The organism is Paenibacillus sp. FSL W8-0439, from assembly GCF_038008995.1.
Lineage (GTDB): Bacteria > Bacillota > Bacilli > Paenibacillales > Paenibacillaceae > Paenibacillus > Paenibacillus polymyxa.
Genome location: NZ_JBBPAK010000001.1, coordinates 4,223,287 through 4,245,713, shown reverse-complemented (window position 1 = coordinate 4,245,713; position 22,427 = coordinate 4,223,287). Strand labels below are relative to the sequence as shown.

The following is a 22,427-nucleotide window of genomic DNA, read 5'->3' as shown; positions in this document are numbered from 1 at the left end:
GCAAAAAAATACGATTGCAAATTATAATATATTCCTTGATTCCTCCAATGTAAAGTTCACATGGTTCGTTTATAGTTTTAATCAGAACGAAACCAACACCATTAAAGGGAGGAATTATAGATGAGAAAAGCTTTTATCAGCCCAAGCAAATATGTACAAGGTGAAAACGAATTGTTGAATTTGGGTTACTATGTGAGTACCTTTGGCAAATCTGCTTTACTGATCGCGCATCCAGCCGATGTGGAGCGGGTGAAAGATAAGCTTGATTCCACTACGGAAAAGTATAACGTAACCTTTATTGAAAGCGGTTTTATGGGTGAGTGCTCCAGACAAGAAGTGTCTAGACTCCAAGAAATCGCCACTGCGAATGGATGTGATTGCATCGTTGGTCTCGGCGGCGGCAAAGCGATTGACGCGGCGAAATGTGTGGCACAAGGGGAAGCGCTTATCATCTGTCCGACGATTGCTGCGACGGATGCGCCGACAAGTCACTCGGCCGTTCTTTATACTCCAGAAGGCGCATTCGACGATTACGCCTATTTTAAACAAAGCCCGAGTGTCGTATTAGTTGACACCACTGTAATTGCCAATGCACCAACCCGATTCCTCGTATCAGGTATGGGTGATGCACTATCGACATACTTTGAAGCCCGTGCGACCTCTCGCTCTTACTCCAGGGTCAACGCTGGACTGCCTAATGGAGTACGCGAGGGACAGTGTGCGCCAGCCGTAGGTACGAATGCGGCGTTGGCACTTGCAACGTTATGCTATGAAATGCTCTTAAAAGACGGTGCCAAAGCAAAAGCGGCATGCGATGAAAATCATGTTACACAAGCACTCGAAAATATCATTGAAACTAATATTCTACTCTCAGGTCTTGGCTTCGAAAGCGGCGGACTTGCTGCGGCCCATGCGATTCATGATGGACTCACCATTTTGGAAGGCACGCACCACTATTACCATGGAGAAAAAGTCGCGTTCGGTACGATCGCACAGCTGGTGCTCGAAAACGCACCGACGGAGGAATTGCATCAGGTACTGGATTTCTGTTTAACCATCGGTTTGCCGGTCTGCTTGGCCGATATCGGTGTCGATCATATCAGCCAGGAAGAACTCATGGAAGTAGCTGCTAAAGCCTGCATTGAGGAGGAATCGATTCATGCCATGCCGTTTCCGATCACGGTAGAGCAGGTTGCAGCGGCAATTGCTGCGGCCGACCGGATCGGCAGCCAGTACAAAGCGGAGGTAAAATAGCATGAAAAAGGTCATCAACCGTACGGAAAATTTGGTTCTTGAGATGTGCAGTGGTATCGCGCTCGCGCATCCCGAGTTGGAATTTCTACCAAAATATAAAGTGCTCAAGAAAAAGGAACTGAACAGGGAGAAAGTAACGCTCATCAGCGGTGGTGGCAGCGGACACGAGCCCGCTCACGCCGGCTTTGTCGGCAAGGGGATGCTCGATGCGGCGGTCTGCGGTGATGTTTTTGCCTCTCCTTCGCAAATTCAAGTGTATCAGGCCATCCGAGCAACAGCTGGGAAAAAAGGTACACTGCTGATTATCAAAAATTACAGCGGCGATATCATGAACTTTAGAAACGGCGCCCATTTGGCTGCTGAAGATGGTTTGGAAGTGGACTATGTAAAGGTCGAAGACGACATCGCTGTAGAAGACAGTCTATATACGGTCGGACGGCGCGGTGTAGCGGGCACGGTACTTGTGCATAAGATCGCGGGTGCAGCGGCAGAAGAGGGGCGTAGTTTGGCAGAAGTCAAAGCAGTGGCGGAGAAAGCCGCTGCGAATGTACGCAGTATCGGATTTGCATTGACGTCGTGCACCGTGCCGGCGAAGGGCTCGCCAACGTTTGAGCTCGGGCCTGATGAAATCGAATACGGCGTTGGTATTCACGGCGAGCCTGGAATCAGACGCGAGAAGCTGACAGATGCGGATACGCTGGCATGCAGAATGGTAACCGACCTCCTTCGAGACATGCAGATCGAAAACGGATTCAGCGGAGAAATTGCACTGCTAATCAATGGTTTTGGCGGTACGCCTCTGCAAGAACTGTATCTTTTCAATTATGCGGTCACTCGCGAACTAGCAGCGAAGGGAATCAAGATCAATCGAGCTTTCGTCAACAATTATATGACAAGTATCGATATGGCGGGCATCTCAGTTTCAATCATGAAGCTGGACGACGAACTGCAAACCTTACTTTCCCATGAAAGTAACACGCCTGCGTTCAAGGTGTCTGGACCTGCTGATCAAGTCGTGTTCACAGATCTATCAACTGTAGCAGACGAAAATCGACAAGTATCTTTCGAGGTGGAAACTGCCCCTGCTTTTGCAGTTATTGAGGATAACAAGATTACGTTGAACAATCTGATATACCTGGTTGACAAAATGAGTGAGGTTATCATCAAGAATGAGGTGCCTTTCTGCGATCTTGATTCTCATGCAGGCGATGGCGACTTTGGCATGAGTGTTGCCAAGGGGTTCCGTCAGCTGAAACGGGAATGGAGCGACATCCTACACCAAGATTCCTTGACGATGGGAAGCTTTCTCCATTCATGCTCGCTCGTCATCATGGAATACTGCGGTGGGGCTTCGGGTCCGATCTGGGGCTCAGCATTTCGCGCGGCAGCACGATCTGCGGGTGAACGAAGCGAACTGACCATTGCCGAATTCGCAGATATGATGCAGGCTGCGGTGCAAGGCATACAATCGACAGGTGAACGTTCTTTCGGTAGAGGAGCCGTCGTGGGTGATAAAACGCTTATTGATGCATTAGTGCCATGTGCGGATAGCTGGGTAGAGAGCGCGAAATCAAATGTTGACGTGAAGGAAGCCTTTGTGCGAGGTGCTCAAGCCGCTGTCCTAGGGGCCAAAAAGACAGAAAACATCGTGGCGCGTATGGGACGTGCCGGAGCGGTCGGAGAGAGAAGCCTTGGTTATCCAGACGCGGGGGCTTATGCGCTTGGAGTGATTTTTACGGAGCTTGCTGAATGTTTGAACTAATTCGCTAATTCTTAAAAATTCAAGGTTTGTTCATTGCAATTGGGATGCATTAGGTTTATAATTTCAGACGGATTCAAAAGGCTTATCCCTGGATCCGTGGGAGTTCATCCCATCTGAGCAAGCATACTTGCATGCTCAAATAAGAATTAAGCGAGGGATTTACAATGAAAACCTGCTGCACCATCCAAGTTGACGAAGACAGTTTAGTTATTGATTTGCCAGAAGAAGGAACCACGCTAGAGTCCCTGCTCGGTGATATTGAGAGTTGTGGAGGCAGTGAAGAACCTTGGCTACAACTTATAGACAAGGTAATGGGTAACTCATCTGAGACTGTACTGACAGATCAAGCGACGGATGGCGGCGATATGAACGAAGATCAGGCGACCCAAGAACCTCAAGCTGCCGCTAAGGGGTAATAAGGACATCATACGTTAAGACGATATTGTTAACATTATCCGATCATATACAAGATCATGATAAGACTGCTGTACCGAGCCTAGGCATCGGGAAGCAGTCTTTTTTTAAGTTAAAGAGTTGCAATTAAGACTCTTTTTAACCTGTTAACCAGCCCAAATTGGCCAAATTTTTCAATAGCTAAATGAGACTTTTGTCCTTTCAGTACTCTACAGTAGCCAACTAAGGGGTACATATCCCAAAACCGTGACTTCTTATTCATTTTCTAGCATAAAGTCGAAATGTAACATGTAACTAACTATAATAGTAGTAACATCCATATACAGGTAAGTGACATCGAATGTTGGACCTGATCCTTTTATTGTATGAAGGAAGGGGCGAAAAAGCGGAGAACAACGTACTGATAAGTCTCATCTATTTTATTAAAAGGAAGGAATGTGTAAATGATGAACAGGCAATGGATCCTGCCAAGGATCGCAAAAAGAGTAGCAGTACTGCTAACAGCAGTGTTGCTATTAACGTTAACGAATGGGTTTAACTGGAATGCGTCAACAGCAGAGGCGGCCGGGACGACCCCTGTGGAACGTTACGGACAACTTTCAGTAAAGAGCGGTAAACTGGTGGATAAAAATGGACAGCCTGTACAGCTCAAGGGCATTAGTTCTCATGGCGTCCAATGGTTTGGAGATCTGGTGAATCAGGACACTATGAAATGGTTGCGGGACGATTGGGGCATTTCCGTGTTTCGAGTTGCGTTGTACACTGAAGAAAACGGTTATATTGCCAATCCTTCATTGAAAAATAAAGTGAAGGAAGCCATTGAGGCAGCACAGAAATTGGGTTTGTACGTCATTATTGACTGGCACATTCTCTCAGATGGCGATCCGAACATTCATAAAAATGAAGCCAAAGCTTTCTTTAATGAATTTTCCACTAAGTATGGTCATTTGCCTAACGTAATCTATGAACTTGCTAATGAGCCGAATGGGAATGTGAACTGGAACAATCAAATTCGACCTTATGCATCCGAGGTATCTCAGGTTATTCGAGCTAAGGACCCGGATAATATTATTATTGTAGGAACAGGTACCTGGAGTCAGGATGTACATGATGCAGCAGACCATCCACTTCCAGACAAAAATACAATGTATACCGTGCATTTCTATGCGGGAACACATGGACAATATTTGCGCGATCGGGTTGATTATGCACTGAACAAGGGTGTAGGCATTTTTGCTACCGAGTGGGGGACAAGCGACGCTTCGGGTAACGGTGGCCCTTTCCTAAATGAATCCAAAGTATGGACTGACTTTCTGGCTAGCCGTAAAATCAGTTGGGCCAATTGGTCGCTTGCTGACAAAAATGAGACCTCGGCTGCGCTGTTGCCTGGTGCCGATCGCAAGGGTGGATGGCCTGATTCACAATTAACAGCTTCCGGCAAATTCGTAAAACAGGCAATTCTGGAAGGCTCCAGCAGTCATGGTGGAGGAAGCAACGGCGGGAATAACGGCGGAGACGGCAACAATGGTGGTAGTAACGATGGTGGAAATAGCGGTGGAAACAATGGTAACGATCACAGTGGAAGTACACCAGGCGGTAATAATGAAGGGATCGTGCTTCAATATCGCACCGATGATACGAATGCCAAGGATAATGCGATCCGACCTCAATTTAATATCAAAAATACGGGTAAAACAGCTGTGAAGCTGAGTGATCTGAAAATTCGCTACTATTATACAGATGAGAGCAAACAAGCTCAGCAGTTTTTTGTAGACTGGGCCAAGATTGGCAACGAAAAGGTAAAAGCGACTTTTGTAACATTGCCAAATCCGAAGGTCAAGGCAGATAAATATGTAGAAATTTCTTTCACAGATGGAGCAGGAACGATTCAGCCCGGCGGCGAAACTGGGGAAATTCAATCCCGTATTCATGCTGCAAATTGGAGCAACTTTGATGAGACCAACGATTACTCCTATGGTGCTACCCAAACAGCATTCGCAGACTGGGACCATGGCACCGTATATCAGCAAGGTAAGCTGGTATGGGGTATAGAACCCTAGAAATTCAGCCATGACAAACTTGGCTGGAGTGAATAAAGAGATGGGACTTTTGGTTGCACTCTTTTGAAGAAATGAAGTATAGCGTATGCGCCTTTGGTATATGGATGATGGAACTTTAGAAGTAAACAACTTATACTTCAGTTCCGATGGATATACTACTAAAGTACCATATGACATTCGACTTTTGTGGTATCTATATTACAACAAACCCCCGCTGTTGCCTTTATAGGCAGGCGGGGGTTTTAATGTTAATGAAAATGAGCCTCTGTTCATCTGTGTTTATACCAAATTAAAAGCTTTGGCCAGCAGACGGTAGGACTGAACACGTTTATTGAAGTCATGAATGGAAGAAACAACCAGTAATTCATCGGTACGATACTGCTCAGCCAGTCTTAGCAGTTGTTCCTTGCACTGCTCAGGAGTACCAACAACACGCCATGCTGCAGACTGGCGCAGCCGTTCACGATCAAATTCTGTATAGGGATAGGACATGGCTGTTTTCACCGATGGAAGAGAATTCATTTCTTTACCCTGCATGAGTAAAAGGAAATACAAACTAGCACTGGATGCCAGCTGCTCAGCTTCCTCTTCAGTTTCAGCGCAGGCTACCGTAACTGCCGCCATGGAGTGAGGCTTATCTCCTAAAATCGAAGGCATGAATTGCTCGTGGTAACGCGCGGTAGCTTCTACGCCGCCCGGAGTACCGAAAAATTGGGCAAAGGCGTAGGAGGCACCCATCATCGCGGCCAATCTGGCGCTCTCCCCGCTGGAGCCAAGCAACCATAATTCAGGAACGGTTGATATCATCGGGGAGGCATGAAGGCCAGCAAACCGATGATTGTCAGGCACCGAATCATTGAAATAGTCGATTAAATCTAGAATCTGCTGTGGATATTGTTCGACAGCTTGGTATTTCCCTTCCTGCAATGCGCGAGTAGCCAGCGGCAAGCCGCCTGGAGCACGTCCTATTCCCAAGTCAATGCGTCCAGGGTGGAGCGCCTCCAGTAACCGGAAGTTTTCAGCTACTTTATAGGCGCTATAGTGTGGCAGCATAATGCCGCCTGAACCCACACGAATCCGCGATGTGTGAGCAGCCAAATGGGCAATCAATACCTCGGGACTGGAGTGTGCTAGTGTTTTGGACGCATGATGCTCGGATACCCAATAACGGCTGTACCCCAGTTGATCAGCTTCACGCGCTAAATCTGTTGTATTAGACAATGCATCTTGAGCAGAACCGCCTTCAGGAATATGAGACTGGTCCAGTATACCCAGTTTAAGCATTTTACAATCACCTCTTACACAACTGTATCAAACACAACCCATTTGGTCAAAATTCAAAACTGGATAGGTTGGAGTTTGGGCATCTTTTCGTTATAATAAAGGATGCATAAGGGATGAGAGAACATCTCTGCTCATGGAGAGGGGATTACATTTGTGTTAAGAACACCTTTAGGGCGTGTCCGGCTCATGCTCTGGATTCAAGCTATAGCGTATTTGGCGATACTATTCACCCACCAGCCGCTGCAAGCTGCGGGCATGACCCAGGCGGTTATGGTGATTGGTAACATATACCGGGTGAGCTTTCTGTTGCTCCTCGTCGCTTTAATCTATGGAAAAACCGCACTGCATTGGCCTTTACGGCGGCCTCTTTTCATTATGTTTGCATCCTTCATTCCGTTTGGTCTAATGATTATGGATTTTGTTTGGGTGCGAAAATGGACAGGGGATTCGACAGCAGAACAGAGAACTGCATCGTAAACTTTACAGGAGAGGTGCTTCGCTGTGAACTGTCGAGGAGCTTGTCTATGGAAGCGAGATTGGCTCCGATGCAGTAGAAAGAACATTACGCAGATGGATGCGTGGTGTTCTTTTTTTATGCACCGGAGGAAACCGTTAACTCAATGTAATGCTAAGGTTTGAACTAAAAATTCAGCCGTCTTGCGTCTGTGGAAACCTTCAACCCAATGTCCCGTGAACGGATAAATTTCAATCGTCTTTGGTGATTCAATGCGGTTGTAAGCAGCGAAAATCGTCTCTGGCATACACACTGTATCCTTCAACCCTACAGATACCATGACAGGGATACGAATGCGATGAGCTAGATTCATCACGTCAAAATAACTCAATGTATGTAGTACCTGCTCCAAATGCTCGGGGAAGCGGTTTGCGAATTCGGCAGCTTCTGTCAGTGAACTGGTAGAATTCATCATGCCAAAATCCATATGACACATATTAGGAATATCCGCTACCGTCGTAGCAACTTTATCGCTGAGCGCAGCCACCATTAATGCAAGTCCACCGCCCTGGCTGGCGCCACTGATTGCGATTTTAGCCGAATCGACGTCGGCTTGCTCCGCAGCCCAGTCTACGGCTCTAAGGGCATCGGTTGTAATCGTTTTGTAGTAGCAGGTATCCTTGTCCAATATTCCTTTCGTGACCCAGCCTTTAACGGTTCCGTGAGGGTCATTCCGACGGTCCCCCGTTTCTCCTCCCTGACCACGAACATCTACCGCCAATACAGCAAAACCAAGCATTAGCCAAGATGAATAATCTTCAGGATAGCCCTTTCCGCCTGTGTAGCCATGAAACAGAACGATGCATGGCAGCTTCTGATCTCCTGCAAATCGGGGACGTACATACCAGGCATGCAGAGGCGTATCATCGATCCCCTCAAAAGTGACCCGATAGGCCATCATATGAGGATACGGTGTTTCTACGGGCGTTTTGAATGCACGTACAGGTTTGGCGTGAACTTCTTTCAGTGTTTTGTCCCAAAATAAATTCATATCTTTAGGGGTGGTAAGATCGGGAACGTACTGCTTCAATTCGGCAATTCTTTTTTCAATAACATTCATAATCAAAAATTCTCCTTTATATAGAATGAGTTCTCTTAGGCATTACTCGGTAAAGTGGATTTCTCCAGCTCGCTCAGCAGTTCAAATGCTCTTTCATTAGTGTCTCCGCATGTATCCTTATCCGCATGAAAGCCACTGCATACAGCAGGACGCTCAGGTTTTCCAAATAATTGGCAGCGGTAATCAGGCGTGAGTTGAGGGCAAGGAACACCAGCGGGTTTTCCGTCTGGCATGCCGGGAATAGGGGAAGAAATCGTAATGGCAATGCAACATGCAGCACATCCTACTCGACACTCCAGAGGGGGTCACTCCTTAATAATCTGTTATTTTTGTAACCTATGCATGAAGTGACTTCAGTGAAGCCATAATGTGAGGATGGCACAAAAAAAGCAGGAATACAAGGATAAACGGATAGGAGACACACTTTTCACACAAAGAGCATAAATAATCTGGGAGGCACGTAGGATGGTATCAAGCCCCCAAATCAGCGTACCATTGAGTGGTAATATTAACCATTTGGTCTCTGTGTGTTCAAAAGGAGTTCGAGTGGTTAATAATAGAACACAACGATAAAAACTAAAACGAGGTGACGCAAAATGAGTTGGTTATGGGCATTGATTGTTGGTGGTATTATTGGTTGGTTGGCAGGAATTATCGCAGGTCGTGATGTTCCGGGTGGTGTGATTGGTAACATCATCGCTGGTTTTATCGGTGGATGGTTGGGTAGCTTGATTCTGGGAGACTGGGGTCCTGAAATCGGATCGTTCTACATCGTTCCTGCATTAATTGGTGCGATTGTGCTAGTCGTGATTGTGAGCTTGATCTTCCGTTCCGTTGGACGGAGCAGAGGCTAACTTTACGAATTATTGAATAGACCCGTCCCAATGGGGCGCGAGTTAAAAATGGAAAAAAGCTGCTTCCGCAAGGTTCACAAATGAACCTGTGGGAGCAGCTTTTTTTTGAGATAAAGTTACATAGTTTCTATTGAAATCGTCTGATATGAGGAACAATTAGCACGCCCAGCACGATACACATACCGATGGTTGCAAACATACCAATGGTGAGGATACCGCCAAGCTTGTCCGCCACGGCACCTACGGCCAGATAGCCGACAGGAAGCAGTGCGAAGGAAAACATCAAATCCAGACTGGCTACACGTCCAAAGGATTCAGCGGGAACTAACTCCTGCAGGCTTGTCTCCCAGATGATCGCAAAAATCATAATACCAAATCCTTCGAGCATCATGCTCATAATCAATCCTGGCATCCAGGTGACTATGGACAACAGCAGTAAGGCAAGACCGCTGACAAAAGCTCCTAAGTAAGCGAGCAGACCGCGGTGCTTCCAATGCTTGCGCGATCCATACACAAAGGCTCCCAACATGGCACCAATGCCACTACTTGCCATTGCGATGCCGTATACGACTGGATTATAGCCATGATGCACCTTGAACAGCCATGGGATGAGCACAGCGATAATACCTGAATAACAGATATTAATGAAAGAAAAGGCGAGTATCGTAATCCATAGCCAAGGATGGCTTTTAAGAATAGCAAAACCTGCTATAAAATCCTTGAGAAAATGTTGTCCACCCTGATCTTCCTGTTCTGAACCGGTCTGACGTTTGCCGATGATGGAGGCCAAATGAGCACTTAGCATCCAAAAACAGGCAAATGATACCAGGTAAGCGATAGAATCCAGTCCAAAGCCGACACCGGGAGAGGAAAAGGATACAATAAAGCCTCCTAGCGGAGGACCGAGTAGACGAACAGCTTGTATGCTGATTTGACTTAGCGCATTGGCAGCATTGCGGATGTCCGGTGTAAACACTTGTGCACGTAAGGCTGAATAAGCCGGATTAAAGATACCATCCATCAATCCGTACAACGCAAGCCCAACGAATAGGAACGGCAACTTCATCCCGTCCGTAAACATCAGCACCGAAGCAACGAACATCAGACCAAAGCGGGCGACATTCGTGAACAGAAGGAGGCGAATTCGGTCAATTCTGTCCACGATCATTCCTGCGAAAGGAAGAATAAGTACATTTGGCAGCATATAAACCGTCATCGCCAATCCCATGATGGTGGTCGAGCCTGTCAAAGAATAGATAACCAGTGGCAAAATGACTGTCGTGACGGAGCTTCCTAACATCGCGATCCAATGTCCAAGCCATAAGAGAGTGAACGCTTTGGATTGTTTTAAAGGTGAAGTAAAGGTAGCCCAGGCCGAGTGCCTTCCTTCAGGGGATAAAGTTGTATTTTGGGTATCCATGATCACACTCCGGTAAATATTTCTAATCTGTATATTAAAACCTATTATACGAAATCTCTTATGTAATGGTACACAAAAAAGTTGCTGCGAGGGCAGTGAAGATGAATAGCCAGCCTATGATGGAGTCAACCTAGAATAGCATTAGATGATAAAAAAATATAACTTACCTTTTGGATAGGGATTATTGGATAAAAGCATTGACGTGCGAAAATGAATGATGTACTATTCAATGACCAGCCTGTGCTAGGTTATCAAGAAAAAGGGAAAGAGTGTGGATAACATGAAAAAATTTAGTTTTTTACCGATTGTACTCATCGTGATGGCATTGCTGGTTTCGGCTTGCGGCAACAATGATAAAGGCGCTAGCACGAATGATGCATCTACCGGAGGGAACGGTTCTAATAATGGAAAAGCAGATACAACGGCTGCAGCTACCCTTGAATCTGTAAAAGCGAGCGGCAAGCTGAGAATTGGTACGGAAGGTACCTATGCTCCGTTTACGTACCATGATGCTGCTGGCAAATTAACAGGCTTTGACGTCGATATTGCAACCGAAGTAAGTAAGCGGCTGGGTGTGCAACCGGAATTTATCGAGACACAATGGGACGGAATATTTGCAGGCTTGAACTCCAAGCGGTTTGACGCAGTATTCAATGAAGTGTCCATTACAGATGAGCGTAAGCAAAAATATGATTTCTCCGATCCATATATTGTCTCCAAGGCGGTTCTGATCGTGAGTGATGATAATACGGACATCCAAAAATTTGCTGATTTAAAAGGTAAAAAGGCAGGGCAATCCCTGACTAGCAACCTGACTCAAATCGCAAAAAGCAACGGGGCGGAAATTGTAGCAACCGAAGGATTCAACCAAGCTATTGACCTCCTCACTTCCAAACGGGTAGATGCGACCGTCAACGACGGATTATCCTATCTGGATCTGAAAAAGCAAAAGCCTGATGCTCCAATCAAAAAGGTGGACGAATCTTCGGATGCTTCACACAGCGCAGCAGTATTTAATAAAGGTAGCGAAGATTTGATCAAGGAAGTCAACAAAGCGTTGGCTGATATGAAGGCTGACGGTACGTATCTGAAAATTTCTGAAAAATATTTTGGAGCCGATGTGTCCAAATAATAAAGGATGTCTGTACAATGGATGATCGCCAAATACAAATTATTATGGATTCATTATTGCCTCTGCTAAAAGCAGGGGTTTCTTTTACGATTCCGCTCACACTGATCTCATTTGCTCTGGGACTTGTGCTGGCGCTAATCACTGCACTCGCCCGGTTGTCCAAATGGAGAATACTCAAGCTGATCTTCGGCTTCTATGTATGGGTGATTCGAGGAACTCCTTTGCTGGTGCAATTGTATATTATTTTCTACGGTTTACCTTCTGTTGGTATTACACTGGACCCGTTTATTGCTTCAGTGATCGGCTTTACGCTTAGCGTGGGGGCCTACAGTTCTGAAATTATGCGTGCCGCTATTATTTCCATTCAAGAGGGTCAATGGGAGGCGGGATATTCCTTGGGGATGACACGCTGGCAAGTGCTGCGGCGGATCGTGCTTCCTCAAGCTTCCCGTGTATCCGTACCCCCGCTTGCCAACTCATTCATCAGCTTGGTAAAGGATACCTCACTGGCTGCCACCATCACCTATGTGGAAATGTTCAGAACGGCTAATCAGATTGTAGCTACCACCTACGAACCGCTATTAGTTTATACCGAGGCTGGAGTTATTTACCTGCTATTTAGCACGATATTGACTGTGCTACAAAATGATTTGGAAAAGCGTCTCAGCCGTTTTTCCATTAGATAAAGGAGATTGTACCGGTGATCCAAATTCGGAATATACACAAGTCGTTCGGCTCGCTGGAAGTGCTTAAGGGGATTGGCGTGACGCTCGATAAGGGAAAAGTGCTTGTGATTATCGGTCCTTCCGGTTCTGGTAAAACAACGCTTTTACGCTGCTTGAATTTGCTGGAAGTTCCCGATCAGGGAGAAATTCAGGTAGGTGATATTGCCCTGAATTTTGCGAAAGGAACGAAGCCTCGACAAGAAAACATTTTGGCGCTGCGTAAGCGGACAGGGATGGTATTTCAATCCTACAACCTCTTCCCGCATATGACTGCCGTACAAAATGTGATGGAGGGGCAAGTCACGGTTCAGAAAAAAAGCAAGGACGAAGCGCGCAAACGTGCTTTGGAGCTGCTGAAGAAGGTAGGGTTGGCTGATAAAGCGGAATCCTATCCGCATCAATTGTCGGGAGGACAGCAACAACGGGTCGGTATTGCCCGGGCAATGGCGGTCGAACCTGAGGTGCTTTTGTTCGACGAGCCCACCTCTGCTCTTGATCCCGAGTTGGTAGGTGAGGTGCTCAAGGTCATAAAGCAATTGGCTGCCGAAGGAATGACGATGGTTATTGTCACCCATGAAATGAAATTTGCGGCAGAGGTTGCGGATCATGTAATCCTGATGGATCAGGGCGTAATCATTGAACAGGGTACGCCACATCAGGTGCTGGAGCAGCCGACCAGTCCACGGGCCATCCAGTTTTTGAATCGACTGAGTGGGGAAACGGAATAAACTGAACAGAAAGGCAGCTACAGCCGGGGGTTAAAAATAACGCCCAGGCCAGTAGCTGCCTTTTATCCATCAGTAGTCCTCTTTTATTTCACTCTCATTTTTAATGTAATCAAGAAGGTAATCAAAAGAATACAACAGCCTGTTAGGAATGGAGCGAACATATTCGCATCAAATAAAAATCCCGCTAGAGTAGGACCCAAAATATTCCCCACACTCATATAGGCATTATTCATACCAGCTACATATCCTTGCTCATTTCCTGCCATCTTCGACAATTGTGTATTAAGAGCTGGACGAAGCATAGCTGTGGCAAAGAAAATAAGGGAAGTCACAAGAAAGATACTCCAAAAGTCTTTGGCGAAGAGAAATAAAATATAAGCAGCAGAGGTGAAGAGAAGCGAGCCTTTGATCAACCTTTTTTCACCAAACTGCTTGATCATTTTAGCAACAACTAATGCCTGCATACCGACACCGATCACAGCACCTGCCGTTAGAAGGATTGAAATATGTTGCGGTGAGAATTGGAAGCGATCCGTTACATATAAGCCAAGAACGGATTCAAAGTTAGCGAGTCCAAAAGTCATCACCAGGACAATGACAAAGAACATCGCATATTTTGACTTTAATGATCTTGCATATTGTTTGAAAATAGATTCCCTTCGATGAGTTGTTGCCCGTGCTGCCTTCATTTGTTCTTTCGATAAGCTTTCAGGTAAATAAACGATTGAAAAAACAACTGCAATCAAAGCTGTACCTGTTGCTGTATACAGCGGCACTCTCGTTCCATATCCTGCAAGAAGGCCGCCAAGTCCTGGACCAATGACAAATCCAAATGACATCGCTGCCGCTAGCAGGCTATTTCCTTTGGCACGTTCTTCGGTTGTTGTAATATCAGCTACATATGCCATCATGGTTGGAATAATCAGGGCTGCTGCAACTCCTTCCAGAAGTCTTGAGGTGTACAGCATCCACAGCTCATCCCCAATAGCAAACATAAATTTAGCTACAGCAAAAATAATAACACCTACGACGATAAAAACTTTTCTCCCATATCGATCAGACAGCTGTCCAGTTATGGGAGAGAGCAAGAATTGCGTTATTCCATAGGCTGCTACCAATAAACCGATTGCTCGCCCACTGGCACCAAATTCAATGATCAATTCCGGAAGAATAGGGGTAATCAAACCAACGCCGACCATCACAATGAATATATTAATCATGAGAATTATGAGTATTCTTTTCATACAAAAAAACCTCCTTATCCATTAGTTCTGGATAGGAGGCAGACATACGAACAAGAAGATACACTGCTCCCGTCAAAGAAGCAATGCTCTTATCGTTAATACCCAAAAGCCTACACTAATCCTATCCAGAAAATTCGTAAAATTACGTTTTTTCTTTGAAAATAGGATTAGTAGATCATTGGCTTAAGGTCACCCTTTCGGTACTTTATTGTTTATCATCGTAACATAAATTTCATAATGAGGCAATAAAAGGATGGATTAGAAAAACCCAACTCTTCCTTCGGAGACATTTTTTAGCCAGTCCTGCTTGCGGCTTTTATCAAGCTCGCCTCGCATGCCTTTAATAATCAGCTCAATATCGGCTTTTCCTTGCTCATGCCATTCCAGAGCGGTACTGACATACAGTTCTCCGAGCTGAGCCAGGGAGAAGCCGTCCGTCATCGCTGCCGCCTTCTGTGTACCTGTCTCACCTGCAAAAACAAGGAAGTTACGCAGTTTAAGATACGCCAGTCGCAGCGCTTCATCAGGCAAACTGATTTCATAAGCTCGATCGAAGCGGCCCGCCCGGTTCATCAGACCCGGATCGATTTTCTCGGGATAATTGGTCGTTCCGATCAGGAAGATGCCCTCCTTGGATGTAGCGCCGTCGAGCGTATTCAGGAAAAAGGAACGAACCTCCTGAGGCATAGAATCAATGTCCTCAATGACCAGCACCATCGGAGCCAGGCGAGTAGCTGCCTCGAACACCTCTTTGACCGATTCGCTGGTTGTATATTCTGTAATTTGCCAGTAAGCAGCCGGACCCGGTACACTGCTGGCAATTGATTTCACTAGAGTTGTTTTACCGTTGCCCGGATGGCCGTATAGCAGAATCCCACGCTTGTAAGGAATGTTATAAGTCTGATAGAAGGTACGATCTGCTTCAAAAAACTGATCAAGTGATCGGAAGATATCCCGCTTGATTTCCGCCTTCAAAATCACGTCATCCCGTGTAATGGCGCGGGTTATCGGTTCTGCTTGCCGAGAGAGTCCACGGCTTGTATCGGTAAAGACAGTGACACGCTTCATATTTTGCTTGCGTTCACGACCGCGTACGCCTGCGAGGAAGCTTTGCAGCTCCTGATCGCCTATGGCAAATACGTAATCTTCATTGTATACGCCATTTTCACGGAAAAAGGGGACTCGTGCCAGTGCGATCCCCCACTTGGGATAGGCAAATACATTATTGCGCATCGACAGATGCACACCATATTCAGGCGTTGGCCCGTCATCGTCATATTGAATGGTGCGTTCCTCCAAACGATCGAAGACCCGTGCCACATGCTCCAGATCAGGGCTGCCTGAACGAATATCCTCTTCCAGCAGATCCCAATATTCAATATTGGGATCATCACTGGCATACAGCTCATATTTTACGCCATAGCGGTTATAGAGTGCTTCACTAATACCGTCGATCAGACGGGCATAAGCGGCATAACCGGTAATGCGTCCATCTGTTCGTTCGTCAAATTCATAAATAGCTGGGATGTCTATACTCAACATTATTTTGCTCCTTTCAGGGCGGCCAGCGGTCTACATTTGGCTACAACGGCTGCGAGTCCTGCCCCGGTAACACTTTCAATAATATCATCTACATTTTTGTAGGCTTGTGGAGATTCGTCGATAATACTTTCCAGAGATGCCTGGTTGACCACAATTTCGTCGTCTGTCCCTACACCCAGGGCACCTGCAAAATCGTCTACACTTACAAGCCGCTTGGTCGCAGAACGCGAGCGAATACGGCCCGCTCCATGACAAATGGAGTGAAAGTTATCCTGACCGCCCGGTAAACCTACCATAATATAAGAGGCAGTCCCCATTGAGCCGGGGATCAGGGCTGGATGCCCTGTCGCCTCATAAGGCCGCGGATTGTCAGGGTGTCCTGCTGGAAGAGCGCGCGTCGCACCCTTACGATGCACAAATACGCTGCCGTGATCCGGATGTGATTCCTCCCAAGCATAATTGTGCATCAGATCGTACAGCGTACGCAACTCGCACTTTGTACCAAAGACATCGCGGAAGGCTTCTCGCACGGAGTATGCAATCAGATGTCGGTTCACCACAGCATAATTCAGCGCTGAATACATCATATCCACATAATGTGCTGCCTCGGGATGATCCAGCGGTGCGAATACGAGTCTCGGGTCGGAGGTGCCGAGTCCGAGACGGCTCATCGCTTTGGCGATGGCAGATGAACTAGACTGGCTGACTGCTCCACCCCAAGCACGTGATCCGGAATGAATCATCACAGCCACCTGACCGTCGAACATCCCCCAAGCTTCAGCGACTTCTCTATTTTCTTCCGCAATTTCAATCGCCTGAATTTCGACAAAATGATTGCCTCCACCCAACGTGCCGAGCTGTCGATGAGCCCGGTGCCAAGTACGGTCTTCGACGAGATTCAGCACTTCCTCGTCAAAGGAGAACTTACTGTGCTCTACATGAGTCAGTGAGGTAGATTTCTTAGGAGTGTAGCTATCTGGAATATATTTATTAGGTAAGCCATGCAAACCCTTACGTACAATATGCTCCAGTCGTATATCCGAATAATGTCCGCGTTGGTGGGCTTCCATCGGCAAGTATTTGTCGATTGTCTTAACCAGCTTGCGGCGCAGCTTGATTTCCTTCAAAGCATCCTTGTGCAGATTGGTCAGGTGTACGCGCATGCCGCAGCCAATATCGCTGCCAACGATAGAGGGAGATACATAGCCGTCTTCCATTCCCCATACCGCAGTTGTACCGATGCAGGTTCCGACGCCTACATGTACATCTGGTGTATATCCCATATAGCGGATACCTGGAATTTGTAAATTGTTATTAGCCATCTCGAACACTTTGTAATCCAGTGAGGAGAAGAGTTGCTGCGAAGCGTACACGGTCAGATCCCCTGCCGGAAGCTTCATCAGGTGGCTGTATGGTCCTTCATGAAAAGATGAGTTGGTCGTAGGTCGTATATTCATAATAAATGGGTAGTTCCCTTCTTCATGTAAATTTATAACATCCTATAAAAAGATTCGAAAAAAACAAAAAAGCCGCAGACTTGTCGTCTACGGCTTCGTGCACCGAAAGTGTCATTACATTTTATGATCAGTACATCATAAAAACATAAATAACCTGTTCTTTCAATAGCATATAAAAATAAAAAAGCCTGGTTCATCACGCCGTCAGACAGCGTGACATACCCATCATGTCGCCCGAACGGGGCCGATGAGACGAAATTTCGAATATGTGATTGTATCATGCTGACTGATTGTCATTATCGTGTAAAGCTTGGTCATGTCTGTCGGCCCCCTTTTCTTAAAGTTAATTGTTATGTTAATGGAAACCTGTGGAAGCTGTCAACCCTGAAAGATAAAAGTGTGGAAAAATGTGACTATACGCATGGTGAAGTGTGAGTAACATCATAGTTCAATTGACCCAAAACTGTTATTGTACTGAATATTCAAATATTCAGATATTGTTGATCGTTATGAAAACAATCTGTGAGGAGGACGGCGCAGGCATGGAAGGAGATCTCCAGAAGTTTAAGGCTGACTTTTTCAAAGCATTGGCTCACCCTCTGCGCATCCGCATTTTGGAGGTGCTGAGTGAAGGGGAACGGAATGTGAACGAGTTGCAGACTGCGCTCGGTTCCGAAGGTTCTGCCGTATCGCAGCAATTGGCTGTCTTACGGGCTAAAAATTTGGTGAACAGCTTCAAGGAAGGCACAACGGTCGTGTATTCACTACGTGATCCGCTCTTAACGGAGCTGCTAGCAGTGGCGCGGCAGATTTTTGACAATCATTTAGTCGAAGCAATCTCGTTGCTGGAGGGAATACGTAACGAGAAGTAATGCTACTACAGAAAAGAAGGGTTACAGGAATGAAGTGGATAGGAAGGTTCGAAGGCTATAACGCAGGGGCTTTACGAAAGGATCTAATTTCTGGAAGCATTGTAGCGATTGTGGCCATCCCGCTCGGTATGGCGTTCGCCATTGCATCGGGGGTAAAGCCGGAATATGGTCTGTACACAACCATTGTAGCGGGGATTTTGATTTCACTGCTGGGTGGGTCCAAATTTCAGATCGGAGGACCTACAGGTGCGTTTATTCCAATTTTGCTGGCTATTGTCATGCAATACGGCTATGAGAATTTGCTTATAGCAGGGTTTATGGCAGGCATCATACTCATTTTAATGGGTGTTTTAAGGCTGGGGGCATTGATCAAGTTCATTCCCAAGCCCGTAACCATTGGCTTTACAGCCGGGATTGCCGTGACGATCTTCAGTGGTCAGATTGCTAACTTTCTCGGTTTGCGTGGGGTAGAGCGACATGAAACTTTTCTGCCTTCGATGGCAGAGCTCGTCCATCGACTTCCTTCACTCAATGTGTATAGTATCCTGACAGCTTGTATCTGTCTTGCTGCGCTTATTCTAGTGCCTAAAAAATGGCCCAAGATACCGGGATCACTGGTCGGCCTGCTCTTGTCAACGTTGGTGGCAGCTTTGCTTTTTCCAGGGCAGGTGGCTACGATTGGCTCTGCTTATGGCGCAATTCCGGCATCATTGCCTGAGCTGCATATTCCTGTGATGACGTGGGAATTGATCGTGAAGCTGTTGCCGCCAGCACTTGTTATAGCGATGTTGGGTGCTATTGAATCGCTGCTCTCAGCGGTAGTAGCTGACGGGATGACGGGAACCCGGCATAACAGCAATCGCGAATTGGTTGGACAAGGGATTGCTAATTTGCTGACACCAATGTTTGGCGGCATTCCTGCGACAGGTGCCATTGCCCGTACGGCCACCAATATCCGCAACAACGCGGTTTCTCCTATGTCAGGCATTGTGCATGGGATCGTGGTGCTCCTCATTCTGGTGCTTTTTGCACCTTATGCATCTAATATTCCGTTGGCTAGTATGGCACCGGTATTGATGGTAGTCGCCTGGAATATGAGTGAGCGCAAGCATTTTGCGCACATTCTCAAAACACGGACAGCGGATTCTATTGTGCTGGTCGTCACCTTTTTGCTGACGGTCTTTACGACGTTGACAACGGCTGTGGAGGTAGGTCTGATTCTGGCAGTAGTATTGTTCGTCAAACGTATGAGCAGTACACTTTCAGTCGATAAGGTGCTACCTGACCCTTCTGTGAAGCATGAAAAAGTAGGCGCACATATGGTTACAGAGCAGCACGATTGTCCGCAGGTGGCTATTTACAATGTGGAAGGCCCCTTATTTTTTGGTGCAGCTTCGACGTTGGAGAACTCAGGTGTAGGGGGACAGACTGGCCACCTGCAAGGGATTTTGTTATTGCGAATGGGAAAGGTCCCTTTTATGGATATGACGGGAGAAGCTAACTTTACCGCATTAATTCACAAGTACCGGAAGTCTGGTGGGACAGTGCTTGTGTCCGGACTCCAGCCCCAACCGCTGGAGTTACTGCGGAAAACCGGATGCTACGACATGATCGGACAAAAGAATTTTTTCGAACATACAGGAGAGGCCCTTACGGCAGCTCTTTCAATGGTGGATCAGGATCGGTGCAAGGGGTGCAGGCAAATGGCCTTTAGAGAATGTACGAGCCTGTGTCGCAGAACCCAGGAAACCAAATCTTCCTTTCCAGAAGGAGCCGTTTCGGTTCCCATACCTGTAAATAGCGGCAGATAGCATTCTTCTACATTTGCTGCTGATTGCCTCCTAAAACCTCTTTTATTTTCGAAACAAATGCGAGTTTTCTCGGTGCATTTGGTTGCGGATTATAGAAGAGGTTTTTCACTTCTTCAAGAAAAAAAGGAATAAAATTCAAAAAAATGCTTGAATACTGTTTTTATGACACTATACTAGATTCAAAAGATACCAAATGATTCATTCTTTTGTTTTAAATTGTATTTTAATAATATGCTTATCAACCTCCTCGATCACTTCTAGTATCTTACCCTACCCTTTTCTTCATTTTTTTCACTTACTTTCTTCCAGACTTGTCCACAGCTCTGAATTGAATGTCGTTCCTTGCGGTCTGCACCAAAGGTTATTCACCTTAGAATATGACCTATGGATTTCACCCCAGAATCTATATTTTTAAAGGAGGTGAGTACCAGAGGCTATTTGTGAGCTTTTGACGCTGCTGTCGGAAGGTTGTCTTTGAGAATCACAAAAACCAAGTAAAGGGAGATGAAAAGTATTGATTAAGTCGAAAAATATCAAAAAGACACTGTCGGCCGGTTTTACCGCTATTCTTGCTTTTTCTCTGATTTCTCCGGTGTATGCAGATTCCAGCACAACCTCCTCAGCAGGAGCATCGTCGATTTCCGCCAAGGTTTCAGCCAAGCTGAACCAGCAATTCAGCGCCAGCGAGTATGTCACCTATCTGGTTAAATTAAAAGATCAGGTAGATACGGAGTCTGTTGCCAAGCACGCTTTTCAGAAGGCTTCTGCCGAGCAGATTTCCCCCGCTGCTGCTAAGCTATCTGTACGTACAACGGTTGTAAACTCTCTCATGGATACCGCAGAAAAAACTCAACAATCCGTGGAAGAATACTTAAAGAAGGAAGTCAATAACGGAAACGTAAAAAAATACAAGAGTTACTTTATCGTAAACGCATTTGCGGTAACCAGTACCAAAGAGGTCATGGATAATCTCGCCACCCTACCTGAGATCGACAAAATTTTACCAGATGAAAAGCGCGAGTTGCAAAAGGTAGAAATCGATAAGGATACCCAGCCGATAGGGGAGCAATCAACAGCAGGCCAAGCAGTGGCAGATCAAACTGCTGTTGACCCGGCTGTGACGGAAGAAAATGCACAAAAATCGGTGCAAGAATCCGTGTATAAAGATGCAGTAACGCCAAGTCGTGTGGAGTGGAATATTTCTAAGATTAAAGCACCACAGGTGTGGGCCAAAGGTATTGATGGCAAAGGCATTGTCGTTGCTAATTTGGATACAGGTGTTGAATATACTCACCCGGCATTGAAAAGAAAATGGCGCGGGCTGAATGCTTCCGGTCAAGTCGTCAATCCAGAGCTGAGCTGGTATGATGCGGTTAATGGAGCATCGCTGCCAACAGATTCCCATGGACATGGTACACATACGATGGGGACAAGCGTTGGCTCAGACAGCAACGGTACGAATCAAATCGGTGTTGCTCCAGGGGCCAAGTGGATTGCCGTACGAGTATTCAATCCAGATACCACAGATTCCATCTTGCTGGATGGTGGGCAGTGGATTCTTGCACCTGTAGATAAAAACGGCAAAAAGCACCCTGAGCTTGCACCGGATGTGGTGAATAATTCTTGGGGCGGTGGACCTGGCCTGGACGAATGGTATCGCCCAGTGACCAAGGCGTGGAGAGCAGCACAAATTTTTCCTGAGTTCTCCGCAGGCAATACAACACTATCGAATCCCGGCGGACCTGGGTCTGTGGCCAATCCGGCTAACTTGCCAGAAGCCTATGCCACAGGAGCCACGGATATCAATAACAAGCTGGCAAGCTTCTCGTTGCGTGGTCCTTCTCCTTATGGCGAAGTGAAGCCAGAAATTTCGGCTCCTGGTGTAAACATTCGTTCCTCTGTACCGGGAGGAGTTTATGAGGGAGGCTGGAACGGTACCTCTATGGCAGGTCCGCATACGGCTGGATTAGCGGCATTGCTGCTTCAGGCTAAACCATCATTAACTGTGGATCAATTGGAGGATGTTATTTCGAAAACCGCAACACCGCTGACAGACAGTCAGTATCCGACTTCACCCAACAACGGCTATGGAAATGGTCTGATCGATGCGCTTGCTGCAGTGAACTCCGTACTTAACTAAAAATAATCATAATCATACAGGTTTAAGAAAGATCCCCGAAAATCCCTTTGGGCGGCTCGTACAAGGATGCATGCACCTGCTAACCGTGTGTTGCACTATGGCGTAGCTGCTAAAAAGGGGTTTTCCTACATAAATGAATATAAAAGTCATAGAA

Annotated in this window: 19 protein-coding genes; 12 read left to right on the top strand and 7 right to left on the bottom strand. The window is 46.4% G+C overall.

Features of this window, described 5'->3' with window-relative positions:
- The first annotated feature begins 120 nt into the window (after nt 1-120).
- From MKX36_RS18190 to MKX36_RS18175, 4 genes are all read left to right on the top strand, one after another.
- The gene (locus MKX36_RS18190) at nt 121-1,254 is read left to right on the top strand and encodes a glycerol dehydrogenase (RefSeq protein WP_016818681.1); all 1,134 of its coding nucleotides are present in this window, start codon (nt 121-123) and stop codon (nt 1,252-1,254) included.
- A 1-nt stretch (nt 1,255) separates the two neighbouring features.
- Complete coding sequence (dhaK, locus tag MKX36_RS18185; protein WP_340865272.1) at nt 1,256-3,016, top strand: dihydroxyacetone kinase subunit DhaK; 1,761 nt, start codon at nt 1,256-1,258, stop codon at nt 3,014-3,016.
- A 164-nt stretch (nt 3,017-3,180) separates the two neighbouring features.
- Nucleotides 3,181-3,432 carry a hypothetical protein gene (locus MKX36_RS18180; protein ID WP_013372537.1) on the top strand — a complete coding sequence of 84 codons (252 nt, stop codon included), beginning with the start codon at nt 3,181-3,183 and terminating at the stop codon, nt 3,430-3,432.
- Nucleotides 3,433-3,873: 441 nt separating this feature from the next.
- The gene (locus MKX36_RS18175) at nt 3,874-5,490 is read left to right on the top strand and encodes a cellulase family glycosylhydrolase (RefSeq protein ID WP_240753109.1); all 1,617 of its coding nucleotides are present in this window, start codon (nt 3,874-3,876) and stop codon (nt 5,488-5,490) included.
- Between the two features lie 279 nt (nt 5,491-5,769).
- Here MKX36_RS18175 and MKX36_RS18170 read toward each other — a convergent pair whose 3' ends face one another.
- The gene (locus MKX36_RS18170) at nt 5,770-6,774 is read right to left on the bottom strand and encodes an LLM class flavin-dependent oxidoreductase (protein ID WP_340865271.1); all 1,005 of its coding nucleotides are present in this window, start codon (nt 6,772-6,774) and stop codon (nt 5,770-5,772) included.
- 153 nt (nt 6,775-6,927) lie between these two features.
- On the opposite strand from MKX36_RS18170, the gene MKX36_RS18165 reads away from it, so the two are divergent.
- Entirely contained in the window at nt 6,928-7,251 is a 324-nt protein-coding gene (locus tag MKX36_RS18165; protein WP_016818685.1) for a DUF3817 domain-containing protein, read from the top strand.
- Between the two features lie 140 nt (nt 7,252-7,391).
- Here MKX36_RS18165 and MKX36_RS18160 read toward each other — a convergent pair whose 3' ends face one another.
- Together MKX36_RS18160 and MKX36_RS18155 are read right to left on the bottom strand one after the other, a co-directional pair.
- Nucleotides 7,392-8,348 (bottom strand): acetylxylan esterase, encoded by a 957-nt coding sequence (locus MKX36_RS18160; protein ID WP_044787615.1) that lies wholly within the window; start codon nt 8,346-8,348, stop codon nt 7,392-7,394.
- A gap of 35 nt (nt 8,349-8,383) precedes the next feature.
- On the bottom strand, nt 8,384-8,647 hold the full coding sequence (locus MKX36_RS18155) for a YkgJ family cysteine cluster protein (protein WP_174822001.1): 264 nt from the start codon (nt 8,645-8,647) through the stop codon (nt 8,384-8,386).
- 297 nt (nt 8,648-8,944) lie between these two features.
- Here MKX36_RS18155 and MKX36_RS18150 point away from each other — a divergent pair, with 297 nt between their 5' ends.
- Nucleotides 8,945-9,202, top strand: coding sequence for a GlsB/YeaQ/YmgE family stress response membrane protein (locus tag MKX36_RS18150; RefSeq protein WP_013372531.1), 258 nt, complete (start codon nt 8,945-8,947; stop codon nt 9,200-9,202).
- Nucleotides 9,203-9,329: 127 nt separating this feature from the next.
- Here the strand turns inward: MKX36_RS18150 and MKX36_RS18145 are convergent, their stop codons facing one another.
- Nucleotides 9,330-10,622, bottom strand: a complete 1,293-nt coding sequence (locus tag MKX36_RS18145) for an MFS transporter (RefSeq protein WP_025365568.1) — start codon at nt 10,620-10,622, stop codon at nt 9,330-9,332.
- Between the two features lie 280 nt (nt 10,623-10,902).
- Between MKX36_RS18145 and MKX36_RS18140 the strand changes: the two genes are divergently transcribed.
- The 3 genes from MKX36_RS18140 to MKX36_RS18130 are packed head-to-tail and all read left to right on the top strand — an operon-like array spanning nt 10,903 to nt 13,207.
- The gene (locus MKX36_RS18140; RefSeq protein ID WP_017426769.1) at nt 10,903-11,754 is read left to right on the top strand and encodes an amino acid ABC transporter substrate-binding protein; all 852 of its coding nucleotides are present in this window, start codon (nt 10,903-10,905) and stop codon (nt 11,752-11,754) included.
- 17 nt (nt 11,755-11,771) lie between these two features.
- On the top strand, nt 11,772-12,440 hold the full coding sequence (locus tag MKX36_RS18135) for an amino acid ABC transporter permease (protein WP_016818689.1): 669 nt from the start codon (nt 11,772-11,774) through the stop codon (nt 12,438-12,440).
- A gap of 14 nt (nt 12,441-12,454) precedes the next feature.
- Nucleotides 12,455-13,207, top strand: coding sequence for an amino acid ABC transporter ATP-binding protein (locus MKX36_RS18130; RefSeq protein ID WP_340865270.1), 753 nt, complete (start codon nt 12,455-12,457; stop codon nt 13,205-13,207).
- 83 nt (nt 13,208-13,290) lie between these two features.
- Here MKX36_RS18130 and MKX36_RS18125 read toward each other — a convergent pair whose 3' ends face one another.
- From MKX36_RS18125 to MKX36_RS18115, 3 genes are all read right to left on the bottom strand, one after another.
- Nucleotides 13,291-14,451 carry an MFS transporter gene (locus tag MKX36_RS18125; RefSeq protein ID WP_340865269.1) on the bottom strand — a complete coding sequence of 387 codons (1,161 nt, stop codon included), beginning with the start codon at nt 14,449-14,451 and terminating at the stop codon, nt 13,291-13,293.
- A 258-nt stretch (nt 14,452-14,709) separates the two neighbouring features.
- Nucleotides 14,710-15,993: an AAA family ATPase gene (locus tag MKX36_RS18120; protein ID WP_017426772.1), complete on the bottom strand. Its 1,284-nt coding sequence runs from the start codon at nt 15,991-15,993 to the stop codon at nt 14,710-14,712.
- Nucleotides 15,993-17,450, bottom strand: a complete 1,458-nt coding sequence (locus tag MKX36_RS18115) for an RtcB family protein (RefSeq protein WP_340865268.1) — start codon at nt 17,448-17,450, stop codon at nt 15,993-15,995. The genes MKX36_RS18120 and MKX36_RS18115 overlap by 1 nt, the downstream gene beginning before the upstream one ends.
- Before the next feature lie 542 nt (nt 17,451-17,992).
- Between MKX36_RS18115 and MKX36_RS18110 the strand changes: the two genes are divergently transcribed.
- The 3 genes from MKX36_RS18110 (at nt 17,993) to MKX36_RS18100 (ending at nt 22,273) form a co-directional block, all read left to right on the top strand.
- On the top strand, nt 17,993-18,322 hold the full coding sequence (locus MKX36_RS18110) for an ArsR/SmtB family transcription factor (protein WP_016818694.1): 330 nt from the start codon (nt 17,993-17,995) through the stop codon (nt 18,320-18,322).
- 29 nt (nt 18,323-18,351) lie between these two features.
- Complete coding sequence (locus MKX36_RS18105) at nt 18,352-20,133, top strand: SulP family inorganic anion transporter (RefSeq protein WP_340865267.1); 1,782 nt, start codon at nt 18,352-18,354, stop codon at nt 20,131-20,133.
- 514 nt (nt 20,134-20,647) lie between these two features.
- The gene (locus MKX36_RS18100) at nt 20,648-22,273 is read left to right on the top strand and encodes a S8 family serine peptidase (RefSeq protein ID WP_090889794.1); all 1,626 of its coding nucleotides are present in this window, start codon (nt 20,648-20,650) and stop codon (nt 22,271-22,273) included.
- The last annotated feature ends 154 nt before the right edge of the window (nt 22,274-22,427 follow it).

Excerpts from the sequence above, each read along its gene's own strand:
- MKX36_RS18115 (WP_340865268.1), bottom strand. The coding sequence starts at position 17,450 with ATGAATATACGACCTACGACCAACTCATCTTTTCATGAAGGACCATAC.
- MKX36_RS18175 (WP_240753109.1), top strand. The coding sequence starts at position 3,874 with ATGATGAACAGGCAATGGATCCTGCCAAGGATCGCAAAAAGAGTAGCA.
- MKX36_RS18110 (WP_016818694.1), top strand. The coding sequence starts at position 17,993 with ATGGAAGGAGATCTCCAGAAGTTTAAGGCTGACTTTTTCAAAGCATTG.
- MKX36_RS18120 (WP_017426772.1), bottom strand. The coding sequence starts at position 15,993 with ATGTTGAGTATAGACATCCCAGCTATTTATGAATTTGACGAACGAACA.
- MKX36_RS18145 (WP_025365568.1), bottom strand. The coding sequence starts at position 10,622 with ATGGATACCCAAAATACAACTTTATCCCCTGAAGGAAGGCACTCGGCC.
- MKX36_RS18190 (WP_016818681.1), top strand. The coding sequence starts at position 121 with ATGAGAAAAGCTTTTATCAGCCCAAGCAAATATGTACAAGGTGAAAAC.
- MKX36_RS18105 (WP_340865267.1), top strand. The coding sequence starts at position 18,352 with ATGAAGTGGATAGGAAGGTTCGAAGGCTATAACGCAGGGGCTTTACGA.
- MKX36_RS18140 (WP_017426769.1), top strand. The coding sequence starts at position 10,903 with ATGAAAAAATTTAGTTTTTTACCGATTGTACTCATCGTGATGGCATTG.
- MKX36_RS18170 (WP_340865271.1), bottom strand. The coding sequence starts at position 6,774 with ATGCTTAAACTGGGTATACTGGACCAGTCTCATATTCCTGAAGGCGGT.
- MKX36_RS18180 (WP_013372537.1), top strand. The coding sequence starts at position 3,181 with ATGAAAACCTGCTGCACCATCCAAGTTGACGAAGACAGTTTAGTTATT.
- dhaK (WP_340865272.1), top strand. The coding sequence starts at position 1,256 with ATGAAAAAGGTCATCAACCGTACGGAAAATTTGGTTCTTGAGATGTGC.
- MKX36_RS18135 (WP_016818689.1), top strand. The coding sequence starts at position 11,772 with ATGGATGATCGCCAAATACAAATTATTATGGATTCATTATTGCCTCTG.
- MKX36_RS18125 (WP_340865269.1), bottom strand. The coding sequence starts at position 14,451 with ATGAAAAGAATACTCATAATTCTCATGATTAATATATTCATTGTGATG.
- MKX36_RS18160 (WP_044787615.1), bottom strand. The coding sequence starts at position 8,348 with ATGAATGTTATTGAAAAAAGAATTGCCGAATTGAAGCAGTACGTTCCC.
- MKX36_RS18150 (WP_013372531.1), top strand. The coding sequence starts at position 8,945 with ATGAGTTGGTTATGGGCATTGATTGTTGGTGGTATTATTGGTTGGTTG.